Source organism: Bacillus norwichensis, from assembly GCF_014836955.1.
Taxonomy (GTDB): Bacteria; Bacillota; Bacilli; order Bacillales; family Bacillaceae_C; genus Siminovitchia; species Siminovitchia norwichensis.
Map to the genome: position 1 here is coordinate 14,349 of NZ_JACSPV010000012.1, position 13,350 is coordinate 27,698.

General features: G+C 40.2%; 12 protein-coding genes. 10 read left to right on the forward strand and 2 right to left on the reverse strand.

Features of this window, described 5'->3' with window-relative positions:
* The first annotated feature begins 119 nt into the window (after positions 1-119).
* The 7 genes from tpx to argH all read left to right on the forward strand — a co-directional run bounded on the left by tpx (position 120) and on the right by argH (position 7,078).
* Positions 120-614 (forward strand): thiol peroxidase, encoded by a 495-nt coding sequence (tpx, locus tag H9631_RS09070; protein WP_191811999.1) that lies wholly within the window; start codon positions 120-122, stop codon positions 612-614.
* Positions 615-719: 105 nt separating this feature from the next.
* Positions 720-1,706: a class I SAM-dependent methyltransferase gene (locus H9631_RS09075; protein ID WP_191812167.1), complete on the forward strand. Its 987-nt coding sequence runs from the start codon at positions 720-722 to the stop codon at positions 1,704-1,706.
* Between the two features lie 5 nt (positions 1,707-1,711).
* Positions 1,712-2,902 (forward strand): acetate kinase, encoded by a 1,191-nt coding sequence (locus H9631_RS09080; RefSeq protein WP_191812001.1) that lies wholly within the window; start codon positions 1,712-1,714, stop codon positions 2,900-2,902.
* Positions 2,903-2,972: 70 nt separating this feature from the next.
* Positions 2,973-3,812 carry an EcsC family protein gene (locus H9631_RS09085; RefSeq protein WP_318246791.1) on the forward strand — a complete coding sequence of 280 codons (840 nt, stop codon included), beginning with the start codon at positions 2,973-2,975 and terminating at the stop codon, positions 3,810-3,812.
* Positions 3,812-4,318, forward strand: coding sequence for a MogA/MoaB family molybdenum cofactor biosynthesis protein (locus H9631_RS09090; RefSeq protein ID WP_191812003.1), 507 nt, complete (start codon positions 3,812-3,814; stop codon positions 4,316-4,318). The genes H9631_RS09085 and H9631_RS09090 overlap by 1 nt, the downstream gene beginning before the upstream one ends.
* 187 nt (positions 4,319-4,505) lie before the next feature.
* A complete protein-coding gene (locus H9631_RS09095) occupies positions 4,506-5,711 on the forward strand; it encodes an argininosuccinate synthase (protein ID WP_191812005.1) in 1,206 nt (401 codons plus the stop codon).
* A complete protein-coding gene (gene argH / locus H9631_RS09100) occupies positions 5,708-7,078 on the forward strand; it encodes an argininosuccinate lyase (protein ID WP_191812007.1) in 1,371 nt (456 codons plus the stop codon). The genes H9631_RS09095 and argH overlap by 4 nt, the downstream gene beginning before the upstream one ends.
* A gap of 69 nt (positions 7,079-7,147) precedes the next feature.
* Here argH and H9631_RS09105 read toward each other — a convergent pair whose 3' ends face one another.
* Positions 7,148-7,600, reverse strand: a complete 453-nt coding sequence (locus H9631_RS09105) for a universal stress protein (protein ID WP_191812009.1) — start codon at positions 7,598-7,600, stop codon at positions 7,148-7,150.
* 271 nt (positions 7,601-7,871) lie between these two features.
* Here H9631_RS09105 and H9631_RS09110 point away from each other — a divergent pair, with 271 nt between their 5' ends.
* From H9631_RS09110 to H9631_RS09120, 3 genes are all read left to right on the forward strand, one after another.
* Entirely contained in the window at positions 7,872-8,714 is an 843-nt protein-coding gene (locus tag H9631_RS09110) for a basic amino acid ABC transporter substrate-binding protein (RefSeq protein WP_225220955.1), read from the forward strand.
* Positions 8,715-8,809: 95 nt separating this feature from the next.
* Positions 8,810-9,466: an amino acid ABC transporter permease gene (locus H9631_RS09115; protein WP_191812011.1), complete on the forward strand. Its 657-nt coding sequence runs from the start codon at positions 8,810-8,812 to the stop codon at positions 9,464-9,466.
* A complete protein-coding gene (locus H9631_RS09120) occupies positions 9,463-10,185 on the forward strand; it encodes an amino acid ABC transporter ATP-binding protein (RefSeq protein WP_191812013.1) in 723 nt (240 codons plus the stop codon). The genes H9631_RS09115 and H9631_RS09120 overlap by 4 nt, the downstream gene beginning before the upstream one ends.
* A gap of 199 nt (positions 10,186-10,384) precedes the next feature.
* On the opposite strand, the gene H9631_RS09125 is transcribed toward H9631_RS09120, so the two are convergent.
* The gene (locus H9631_RS09125) at positions 10,385-13,201 is read right to left on the reverse strand and encodes a tetratricopeptide repeat protein (protein WP_191812015.1); all 2,817 of its coding nucleotides are present in this window, start codon (positions 13,199-13,201) and stop codon (positions 10,385-10,387) included.
* Positions 13,202-13,350: the final 149 nt, after the last annotated feature.

Below are 13,350 nucleotides of genomic sequence, written 5' to 3' on the forward strand. Positions count from 1 at the left end.
TAAAATCTGAGCACAAATACGCTAAGGGCATTTGATTGAAGGTTCTGCCAGCTTTTTCCTTGCTATTTCGATCTTGTTCCAGCATGATAAAAGAGAAAATGGACAAGGAGGAATGATAAATGCCATCTGTAACTTTTATTGGAAATCCAATCACATTGGAAGGGAATCCAGTAAAACCGGGTGATAAAGCCCCAGATTTTACTGTGCTGAATGAAGAGCTTTCGGAAATAAGACTTAGCGACTTCACCGGTGTACGAGTAATCAGTGTGGTGCCATCTGTTGATACAGGAGTCTGCGCTGCGCAAACTAAGCGATTCAATGAAGAAGCAGCCCTTGAAAATGCAACAATATTGACTATATCTGTAGATCTACCGTTTGCTCAAAAGCGTTGGGCGGTAGAAAATGGATTAGGCGAAGCAAAGATTTTTTCAGATCACAGGGATCTTTCCTTTGGTGAGGCATATGGCGTTATCATGAAAGAATTCAGGCTCCTTGCAAGAAGTGTTTTTGTCATTGACAGTAATGACCAAGTTATTTATGTGGAATATGTAAGTGAAGGTACGAATCATCCGAATTATGAAGCAGCTATTGAAGCAGCGAAAAAAGCTGAATAAAGAATTCTTCCCCGGTCATTCCGGGGTTTTTTCTTGTTTAAGATCGAGGACATCGCTAAAATAAAGAAAGAAGTTTGTTGACGGGGTGGAAATTCATTGAAAAAAATGCCGGTAGAAAAGTTATTTTCATTGTTTAATGAAACAGCGGAAATATTACAGGAAGAGTTACAGTGTACATATTTAGAAGCTCTCGCGGAAACGGGTGAGAATATTTTTCAACAACAGATCGTACAGACCGAGATAAGTGAGATCACTAAAAAGAGGTTGGAAAAGAAATATTCGGAAATACAACTGCCTGCCTATAAGAAGGATGAGATCCGACGTGCTTATCAATTTGCCATTTTAAAAGGGATGAAAGACAGCGTTCAGGCTAATCATCAAATGACGCCTGATACAATTGGTTATTTCATTAGCTATTTAATTGGAAAGTTTACGGATGATCAAAAGGACATTTCGATTTTAGATCCTGCTGTCGGAACAGGCAATTTATTATTTGCTATTTTAAATAGGAAAGAACAAGGGGACCAGATGGAAGCTTATGGTGTGGATGTTGATGACCTGCTTTTAAGGCTTGGCTATATCGGAGCTAATTTGCAGATGCAATCAGTGGAATTTTTTAATCAGGATGCACTGAAGCCTCTTTTTATCGATCCAGTTGATGTGGTTGTCTGCGACCTTCCAGTCGGATATTACCCGGATGATGCTAATGCCGCTGTTTTCGAGTTGAAAAGAGAGCAAGGTCACTCATACGCACATCATTTATTTATTGAGCAAAGCATTAAGCACACCAAATCAGGTGGTTATTTATTTTTTCTTGTACCAAATGATTTGTTTGAATCGGAAGAAGCTCCAAAGCTGCATGATTACTTAAAGGAGACGGTTTATATTCAAGCTGTCCTACAGCTTCCACTTTCTATGTTTGCAAGTGGTCAGGCCGCGAAAAGCATTTTGGTTCTTCAAAAGAAAAAGACGGGGGTAAAACCACCGGGAGAAGTTCTATTGGCTGCCATTCCAAAGCTGTCCAACAAAGAGGTGATGGATCGAATGCTTATCAAAATGGAGAAGTGGTTTGAAGATAATAAAAAGGGATGATTGGTTTGGCAAAGGTGATTGCGGTCAATGCCGGGAGTTCGTCAATTAAATTCCAGCTATTTCAGATGCCTGATGAAAAAGTCATTGCAAAGGGATTGATCGAACGAATCGGCTTGACGGGTTCTTTATTGTCCATGTCGGTAAATGAAAAAAGGTTCAAAGAACAGCTTGAAATTCCCAATCATGAGCTGGCGATCAAGCTTCTCTTGGACAGACTGGTAACAAACGGAGCTATTCAGTCTCTTGAGGATTTAGATGGAGTCGGGCACAGGGTTGTTCATGGAGGAGAGAAATTTAATGACTCGGTGCTGATAACTGATACGACATTGAAAGAGATTGAAGGTCTTATCGAGCTGGCACCACTCCATAACCCGGCCAATATTGTCGGAATCAAGGAATTTCAAAAGGTACTTCCAGAGGTTCCGCAGGTAACCGTCTTTGATACAGCGTTCCATCAGACAATGCCTGAGAGTTCGTTTCTATATAGTCTGCCTTATGATTATTATAAAACATTTGGCATCCGGAAATATGGATTCCATGGAACCTCACATAAATATGTCTCGCAACGAGCTGCGGAAATTCTTGGACGTCCAATTGAACAACTGCGGCTAATCTCCTGCCATTTGGGCAATGGTGCAAGTATCGCAGCTATTAAGGGTGGAAAATCGATTGACACTTCCATGGGCTTTACACCGCTTGCAGGTGTAACGATGGGAACAAGATCGGGAAATATTGATCCGGCACTCATACCTTATTTAATGGAAAAAACAAATCAGACGGCGGATGAGGTATTGGATATTTTGAATAAGAAATCTGGAATGCTCGGTGTATCTGGTTTTTCCAGTGATTTACGAGATATTGAGTTTGAGGCATCCAGAGGAAATCACCGGGCCGAGCTCGCTTTGGATATCTTCGCTGATCGGATTCATAAATATCTCGGTTCCTATGCGGCGCGGATGTCAGGAGTAGATGCTATTATTTTTACAGCGGGTATTGGCGAAAACAGCAGTTTTATTCGAGCAAAGGTTTTGAAAGGGCTTCAATTCATGGGAGTATACTGGGATCCCGATTTGAATAAAGTCACCGGGAAAGAGGCTTTTCTCAATTATTCTTATTCCCCTGTAAAAGTGCTCGTTATCCCTACAAATGAAGAAATCATGATTGCACGCGATGTCATGCGGGTCATCTCCGCATGATGTGCCTGTTTTGAGTTTTACTGGTTGCTTCACTATACTTAGAAAATAAATAGATGGAAGGGTGTTTGCAGTGGATTGGACAAAAAGAGATGAACAGATTTGGGAAGATTTGCAGGAATGGCGCCAAACACTATTTGAATATGAAACCACAGACATTGAGAACGCCTATGATAAGTGGGTAGAACAAGCTTTTTCATTATTGCCTGACTCATTGCAAATTCAATTTTTTGATAAGCTCGATGGGTGGCTGTTTCATTTAAATTCGCTGTTGCGAGAATCACAATTGCAAACAGATGCATCGGAGCGGATTTTGCGGACGGCTCGTTCCATGGACGGTGATATTGAAACACTGGAAGATTTGAGGAACTTATCGATTGATCAATTGACATTCATTGCGGAACAGCAGGCTGCAAGACATAGACTCTATTCTTTTGCACAGGGAGGAATGACGGGCTCAGGAAAGACTGTCTTGGTTGGAAGCGATTTAGTTGGAATGGCTGTCATTAATTTACGTGCTGTACAATTGATGGCTATGTCATTTGGCAATGGTGTCCAGTCTCCGGTGGGATTGTTGGAGACCTTGAAAGTTTTCCATACGGCAACAATGCCTGAACGGCTGAAAATGTTTGGGTGGGAAGATTTAATCAATGACCTGCAAAAGGGAGACGAGCAATTCTACTATCGTGAACATGAGCGGATAACGGATTCTTCATGGGTAGACGAGCCCTTGAAGCATCTATTGAAGGTTAGTCTCATTTTAATGCTGTCTAAAAAGAAGGTTTCGGGACTCCCTCTTGCATCCATGGCCGTCGGAGCAGGTGTTAACTACAGGACAACGAGAAAAATTACAGATTTTACATTAAAATACTATCAATATAAGCACTTGCTAATCAAAAGCGGTGATATTTAATGAGTGTGGATGAACATAAAAAAACGGCCCCCGCGACTGTTAAGTGTGCAGTGATTACGGTGAGCGATACGAGGACAGAAGAAACAGATAAAAGCGGTAAGCTTATGATAAGTCTGCTTCGCGAAAAGGGACATGAGGTTGGATATTATGCCATCGTCAGGGACGATAAAGATTCTATCACCTCCGCATTTCGTGAAGCGGCAGACAGCTCGGGGATTGAGGCTGTTTTGATTAACGGTGGAACAGGGATTGCTAAAAGAGATATTACGATTGAAACGATTTCTCCATTTTTCGAAAAGGAAATTATTGGATTTGGGGAACTGTTTCGGATGGTTAGCTATTTGGAAGACATCGGGTCGCCAGCCATCATGTCAAGAGCAGCGGCTGGAACATATCAAAGCAAAGCCATTTTCATTACACCGGGATCAAGTGGTGCAGTGCGTACAGCAATGGAAAAACTAATCCTAAAAGAACTGGGCCATGTAATAAGAGAACTAAAAAAATAGGGGTCTGACCCCCACCGCGTTAATGCGTTACCACTTTAGTAAGATGGGGGTCAGACCCCATCTTTATTTTTATACATTTTTATGAATATGTATTGAAATGTTTGATGAGGTATGTTATTATCCATATATTAAATGATTAAAAATTAGTTTTTATGCATAATAATACATTCCAAACGGAGGGTTTTTTGTGAAAAAGAAAGTTGTTCTTGCATATTCCGGCGGATTAGATACATCTGTTGCTGTTAAATGGTTTATTGATAAAGGTTTTGAAGTTATTGCATGCTGTCTTGATGTTGGTGAAGGAAAAGACTTGAAATTCATCAAAGAAAAAGCTCTAGATATGGGAGCAGCAAAAAGCTATATGATTGACGCGAAAGAAGAGTTTGCTCATGAATTTGTTCTTCCGGCATTGCAGGCACATGCAATGTATGAAAATAAATATCCGCTCGTTTCAGCTTTGTCCAGACCATTGATCGCAAAAAAATTGGTTGAGGTAGCTGAAAAGGAAAACGCGGATGCAGTTGCTCATGGTTGTACAGGTAAAGGAAACGACCAAGTGCGTTTTGAAGTCTCCATCAAAGCCTTGAATCCAGACTTAGAAGTTTTGGCGCCTGTTCGTGACTGGAGCTGGTCACGTGAAGAGGAAATTGAATATGCAAAAGAGAAAGGTGTTCCGATTCCAATTGATTTGGATAGCCCATACTCCATCGACCAAAACCTTTGGGGCAGAAGTAACGAATGTGGAATTTTGGAAGATCCTTGGGCAGCGCCACCAGAGGATGCTTATGACCTGACAGCAGCTCTTGAAGATACACCCGATCAGCCTGAAGTGGTCGAAATTGAATTTGAAAAAGGTGTTCCTGTTGCTATTGACGGAAAGAAATATCAGCTAAGCGACTTAATTCTTCACTTGAACTCTGTTGCTGGAAAGCACGGCGTTGGAAGAATTGACCATGTCGAAAACAGACTCGTTGGGATTAAGTCTCGTGAAGTATACGAGTGCCCAGGAGCGATTACTTTGCTGACTGCACATAAAGAACTGGAAGATTTGACACTTGTAAAAGATATCGGTCATTTCAAACCAATCATCAGCAAGAAATTGACTGAAATGATCTATGAAGGTTTATGGTTCTCACCACTTACACCAGCACTTGAAGCATTCCTTCAAGAAACACAACAGTTTGTCAACGGTACTGTCCGTGTAAAACTGTTCAAAGGTCATGCGATTGTAGAAGGAAGAAAATCTACGAACTCTCTATATAACGAAAAACTTGCGACATATACATCAGACGACGAGTTCGATCAATCTGCATCTGTCGGTTTCATTAAGCTCTGGGGATTACCGACTGAAGTTCACAGCTCAGTGAATAAAAAGGATACTGTTAAACAATGAAAAAATTATGGGGAGGCCGCTTTTCCAAGACGCCAGAGCAATGGATCGAGGAGTTTGGGGCCTCCATCTCCTTTGACCAACAATTAGTTTTGGAAGATATTGAAGGTTCGCTCGCACATGTAAAAATGCTCGGCAAGACAGGTATTTTAACACAGGATGAAAGCGAGCAGATCCAAGCGGGGCTTCTAAAGTTAAAGGAGAAAGCACAAGCTGGGGAGCTGGAGTATTCCGTTTCCGAAGAGGATATCCACCTGAACCTGGAAAAGATGCTCATTGATGAAATCGGCCCGGTAGGCGGCAAACTTCATACAGGAAGAAGCCGTAATGACCAAGTGGCGACTGACATGCATTTGTATTTGAAAAAACAAGTCCAACTGGTTATTGAGCACATCAAGGAAATGCAAGCTGCCCTTGTTGAACAGGCGGAAAAAAATGTGGAAACCATTTTACCTGGTTACACACATTTGCAAAGGGCGCAGCCAGTTTCATTCGGGCATCATCTACTAGCTTATTTTTGGATGCTTGAACGCGACAAACAGCGCTTCCAGGAAAGCCTGAAAAGAATCGACATTTCACCGCTTGGCGCAAGTGCTCTTGCAGGGACAACATTCCCAATTGATCGCCATTATTCAGCAGAATTGCTTGGCTTTTCCAATGTTTACGAAAACAGCATGGACGCTGTGAGTGATCGCGATTTCATCGTGGAATTTTTGAGTAATTCGGCTTTGACTATCACTCATTTGACTAGACTGGCTGAAGAAATCATTCTTTGGTCAAGCAAAGAGTTCAGCTTTATTGAACTTGACGATACGTATGCGACCGGCAGCAGTATTATGCCGCAAAAGAAAAATCCTGATATGGCGGAGCTAATCCGTGGAAAGAGCGGAAGAGTATTTGGAAATTTGATTTCCATGCTGACGATTTTGAAAGGTCTGCCTATGACTTATAACAAAGACATGCAGGAAGACAAAGAGGGCATGTTTGATACTGTTCACACGATGGTTGGGTCATTGAAAATTTTTGCAGGAATGATTGAAACGATGACGGTTAAGACAGATATCATGGAGGAAGCGGTTAATCAGGACTTTTCCAATGCGACTGAACTTGCCGATTACTTAGCGGCAAAAGGAATCCCATTCCGTGAAGCACATGAAATTGTTGGGAAGCTTGTGCTGTATTGCATAAACAAGAATTGCTATCTATTGGATCTCACTTTGGAAGAATTTAAAGATGCTTGCAACGAAATCTCCGATGATGTGTATTCAGTATTGTCACCGACAGAAGCGGTAAGAAGAAGAAACTCATACGGCGGAACAGGATTTGATCAGGTTAAAATACAATTGGAACAAGCCAAAAAGCTTCTATGAAAAAAGAGCGTTTCCCTTTGGGATAACGCTCTTTTCATAGAATCAGCTTGCATTTAGCTTCAACGCGAATTACTCGTCATTTTCCGTTCTAACGACGAGAATATCACACTTAGCAGAACGCGTAATGTTTTCGGAAACACTTCCGATAAGTAGGCGCTCTACAGCATTCAGTCCTGTAGCTCCGCAAACGATCAAGTCAACATTCAAATCTCTAGCTGCTTGTTTGGAAATGACTACTTTCGGAGAGCCGTGCTCAATCAGCGTCTCTACATTTGTAAGACCAGCTTCAGCTGCTTCTTTTTTGTAACCGGCAAGAAGCTCCTCTGCATAGGTTCTTGCACGTTCAGCCATGGTGACATCGTAAGCTTCAACAGCACCATATGATCTTGTGTCAACGACATGGATGAGAGTCAGCTTAGCATCATTGTTCCTTTTGGCAACCTGTACGGCTTTTTTAAATGCCCATTCTGCTTGTTTTGATCCATCAACAGCGACTAAAATATTTTTGTAAGACAAATCCATCAAAATCGCCTCCCTATCTTTATTTTAACATTTTTGAAAGAGTATATCTCTTTCAAGCCGTAAATAATAGATAAAAGCAAGACAACTACCTTCACAGAAAAAACACATTTATATTTTTAATAATAAAAAAATATATGAAAATAAAGTTTTTGTATAAAAATGCATAAAAATCATTGATTATAAATCCATTACAAGCTATTCTTAAATAGGAAGAAATACCGAAATCTCAATCAATTATACGAATTGCAACAAATGAAAGAGGGGCATATAGTTGAAAAAATCAATGAAAAAAACGTTATTGTCTATCATTGCAGGATCTGCTCTTGTTTTATCGGCCTGCGGAAGTGGCGAGACTAAAAAAGATTCATCAGATAAAAGTGGGGCAAAGACAGAAGAAGCGAAAGTATTGAATGTTGGTACAGAAGCGACATTTGCACCTTTTGAATTTATGGATAAGGGTGAAGTGACCGGGTTTGACGTGGATTTGTTAAACGCAGTGGCTGAAGAGGCAGGATATGAAGTGAAAATTGAGAATACTGGCTGGGATGCTATGTTTGCTGGTCTTCAAAGCAAGCAGCTGGATATTGGCATGGCAGGGGTCACAATCACGGATGAGAGAGTTGAATCGTATGATTTTTCAAATCCGTATTTTGAATCTAAAACAATGATTGCTTTCAAAGAAGGCAAAGTGGATATTAAAAACGCGAAAGATTTAAAAGGGAAAAAGCTAGGGGTTCAAAACGGAACGACTGGACAATTTGCTGCTGAAAAAGTAGTTGGTAAAAATTCTGCTGATATTTCGAAATATGAAACAGCTGCTCTTATGTTCCAGGCTTTGCAAGGTGACAATGTTCAGGCTGCTGTAACAGACATTGCAGTAGCATTGGAATATCAAAAGAAAAATCCTGATGCAGGGATTCAAACTGTCGCAGATGATAAAGAATTCGAATCCGAATATTACGGAATCGTTTTTCCGAAAGACAGTGACCTTGTAGATGAATTCGACTCAGCGCTAAGTACGATCATAGACAACGGAAAATATGCTGATATCTATAAAAAATGGTTTGATAAAGAGCCGGATGTCGAAGCTTTAAAGAAAGCGGCTGAGAAATAATATATTAATACGGCTGTCCAAAAATGGTGTTCACCTGTGGATAGCCGTTTTTTTCTCTAAGGTATTGGACAGGCAAACAAGGAAAGGTGAAACCAATGAACATTCGGTATGATATTATATTAGATTATTTGCCGTTTTTTATAAAAGGAACGTTGTTGACGCTTGGACTGACAGCTGCAGGGGTAGCGCTGGGATTAATACTGGGACTTTTTATCGGGCTTGGGAAAATGTCCAACAGACTGTGGGTTCGCATGCCCTTTATTTGGTATATCAATTTCTTTAGAGGAACCCCATTTTTAGTGCAAATCCTTCTTATTCATTTTGGGGTTGTACCGTTATTTATGAGTCCGGCTAACCCGATTGTTTCTGCGATAATAGCTCTGGCTCTCAACTCTGCCGCTTATATGGCTGAGATTTTCCGAGCTGGTATTCAATCAATTGATAAAGGACAGATGGAAGCAGCCCGTTCCCTTGGTATGACCAATAAACAAGCAATGAAGTTGGTTATTTTGCCGCAGGCTTTTAAACGGATGATTCCGCCGCTTGGAAATGAATTTATTTCATTGTTGAAGGAAACCTCGTTAGCAGCCATCATTGCGGCACCTGAGCTTATGTATTGGGGACGAGCCGCGCAAGGGCAGTACATCCGTGTATGGGAACCTTACATTACAGTAGCGATCATTTATTTAATTCTTACTTTATCATTGACATACTTGATGAATTTCATTGAAAGGAGGATGAAGACTGAATGATTTCTGTGAAAAACTTGAAAAAGTCCTTTGGTGACAATGAAGTGCTTAAAGATATTACTCTTGAAGTCCATCCACAGGAAGTTGTCGTTATTATCGGGCCATCAGGATCAGGAAAGTCTACATTTATCCGCTGCTTGAACCTTCTTGAGTCTGTGACTGGCGGCCATGTATATGTAACAGGAAAAGATCTTACCAATAAAAAGACTGATATCAACGAAATCCGTAAGAATGTCGGAATGGTGTTTCAGCATTTCAACCTGTTTCCGCATAAAACCGTTTTGGAGAACATTACAATGGCTCCAATCAATGTTAAAGGGGTATCCAAACAAGCAGCTAAAGAAAAGGGGATGGACCTCCTTCACAAAGTTGGATTAGCAGATAAAGCGAATGTCTACCCAGACTCTTTGTCTGGGGGGCAGAAACAACGTGTGGCGATTGCCAGGGCTTTGGCGATGGAGCCAAAAGTAATGCTCTTTGACGAACCGACATCGGCGTTGGACCCAGAAATGGTGGGGGAAGTCCTTGAAGTGATGAAAAAGCTTGCAAAAGACGGGATGACAATGATTGTAGTCACCCATGAAATGGGGTTTGCCAGGGAAGTTGGAGACCGCGTTATTTTTATGGATAATGGATATATTGTCGAAGAAAATAATCCTGCGGAGCTTTTTTCCAGCCCACAGCATGAACGTACAAAAGCTTTCTTGGGAAAAATTCTATAAGTGTAGAAGCCTGAATTCTTTACTTACAGGCTTTTTTTATGTTACAAATCGTGAGGACGAATTCAGAAGATGAACAACGATGTTTGATGTAGTCAGACCAAGCATCAAACATCGTTATGGAGCGGAACTCAAATATAATTTATTTTTAAAAAAGCGGCGTCCCTCCCAGAATGGGGAAGCTGGCGCCATTTGTAAATGATTAACCGTGCATTTGTACACTAAATTTTGAAAAAATATTTTCTATTTGGTCACTTACAGATATTCCAATTTCATTAGCGAAAAACTGTTTCATGTCACTTGCTACTTTAGTTGCTTTTGTAACAAGATTCTTCTTTAATAACAGTTCGAGATATTCAAAATAAATGTCTTCTTGATACGGATCCTTGTCTAGAATCCTCTCAAAATACTCAAAGCACTTTTTATAATGATTTTGCTGAAAGTAATATCTGGCAAGCATGTGACTTGCTTTTACGAATAAAATTCTAAGCCGTTCACGCTCATTTTCCAACATCACCTCATACGGATATTCCTCAAAATAGTCTCCCCGGAACAGCTTGACAGCTTCTTCTAAATTATTTATATCGGTGTCAGCACTTTCTTTAATCAAAGTCATAAATGTTTCTATATCCAGATCTGCTTCAGTTGTATCAAACAAATATTGGTTGCCGAATCTCTTAATAAAGCGGGAATGGACCCCGGACTTCAAGCTGGGCTCTAAAGTTTTCCTTAGGACAGACAATGATACGTTAAAATGATTATCAATTGTACTCAAAGAACCATCAGGAAAAACAGTATCAATAATCATGTCTTTTTCTATTTTTTTATTTCTGTGTGTAATGAAAAATTGAAGTAGGCGCAAACTTGATTGACGTTTAATTGTAATGGGCTTATTTTCGTAGAATACATTGAAGCTTCCAAGCGTATGAATCGTAAGTTGTTTTGGTCGCTCTTTTAGATTCTTCACTTTGGCTTTTGGTTTCAAATCATCCATAAGCCAATAAAAATCATATTTTTCACATGTGTTTTTTATTTTCGAGTAAGTTTTGGCAGCCTGTTCATCATCTCTGATAACTGTATATAAATGGTGTAACGATATCTCAACCATGCATTGGTAATGTGTAAAAAGGGAAAAAGCTTCAAAAGCTTGTTCAAAACATCTTTTTGCTTCTTCGAATTTTTTATTTTTTAAATAGCTTTTTCCAAGCTCATGTTTGGACCATCCGTTGTCAAAGTCATTGTTGAAGCTTTCAGCAAGGTCGACGGCTTTTTCTCCCCATTCAATAGCCTTGACGGCATCATTTTTCACACTATATAGCCTGCCCATTGTCGTGTATATGAATGTTAGGGATGATTTATCATGCTCTTTGGCAATAGTCAGCGCTAATTGAATATAAGGGGCAGCCTTATCTACTTTTTCTTTGTCGAGGTAGATGGATGCGAGCGTATCTAATGCGTGAATTTGAGTATGTTTCACCTTGTAACGCTCAGAAATGAAAACTGCTTTTCGTACATGCTCAATCGCTTCTTCTTCCTTCGCCAAGTATCTGTATATCTCGGCCAGTAAGATTAAATTCAGAGCACTCATCGCATGGTCGTGAAATTGTTCTGAACCTTTCAACGAGTCACTGAAAAGCTGCTTGGCTTTCACGATATCTCCGCGCATTAAATAGATGGTTGCCAGGCGATGTTGGAGGTTACAAAGCCAAAGTTCATTCTTCTTTTTCCTTAAGAGGGATATGTTTTCCTCAAAAAGGGTTGTCAGTTCCTTTAGTGTGGCAAGCGGTACACAACGAATCAGAAACAACGTATTGTTGGCAAATGAGTCACCAGCAGATATCTCTTCGAGCCAACCATCCAAAAACAGCATTGACTCAACCGGATTATATAAATCTCTAATCAATCCCATGACCTTAGCTGCCTTAAAATAATCTTTTCCGATTGTATAATGGGCAAAGGCATTGATCAATTGATAACGCTCTTCATAAATGGTTGCCAGCCTCAAATGTTCCTTCATATAATCATTTTTTATTTTATTTTTATAGTTTTGATATAAATACTGTCTGAACAAGCGGTGATAACGGATTGTGCCTTGCTGGTCTCGGTATACAAACAAATGCTGCGTGAGCAAACGGCTTAGTATTTTTTCTGAATAGTCGATGCCAAGAAATTCGTCAATTACAGCTGGATCTAGTTCAGAGAGCATGCTTGTTTTATATAAAAAGCTTTTGACCTCTTCAGGCTGTGCTTGAAGGACTTCCACAGATAAATAATCGTAAATGTCTTGAACATAAGGGAACGTAGACCACAGGGATAAGCGCTCTTTGACATTCATTTTGGCAATGACACCAAGAATGAGCTGGTAGCTTGCAATCCAGCCCTCAGTCCTTTCGAAAATGAATTGGACTTCCTCATCTTCCAAATTCAATTGATTCATTTCATTGAAAAAGCGGCAGGTTTCATCAAGGGTAAAGGCCAAATCGACAGTTGTCAGTTCTTTGTATTTCCTCTCTACTTTCAACTTGGCTATTGGTAAACGCGGGAGGCCTCTGCTGATAATAATAACGGTCACTGCCGGGGAGGAGTGTATCAATTCATTTATGATCGGTTCTATTTCGGGGCTTGAATCTACTAGCTGATAGTCGTCAAAGACAAGCAGCAGTGGTTCTTTTCTGTCCATCAATATTGAAACGACGGTGGCCAATTCAGCGTCAATCTCTTCGGCTTCTATAATTTGTGGTGAATGGTCAATTCCCAATTGTCTATAGATACCGGTTTTGACATAGCTGAGAAATATATGAGCATAGCGATCCGAGCTTCCTAACTGATACCAGACTGCTGGAATCTTTTTTTCACGGATATAGCTGGAAATGAGCATAGTCTTTCCATAGCCGCTGTCACCAGTAACCAGCAGCAATGAGGCCTTATCATGCTGATCGAGTTCATTGAATAATCGGTGTCTTTTCAAAGATGGAGAGTAATTAGGCATTTGTAACTTATTTTCCTCAATATTCATCATTATCTCCCCCTCATTTTAAAACCGTTGTAACCGCTGTCTTTTTTGATTTGCGCTGACTCAGGTCGTATATGTATCTATTCATTAAAGAGTAAGAAAGTTTGTAAGTTTCCAGTAAGTCTTTTAGTCTATCATTTAGTTTAAGTTAAATC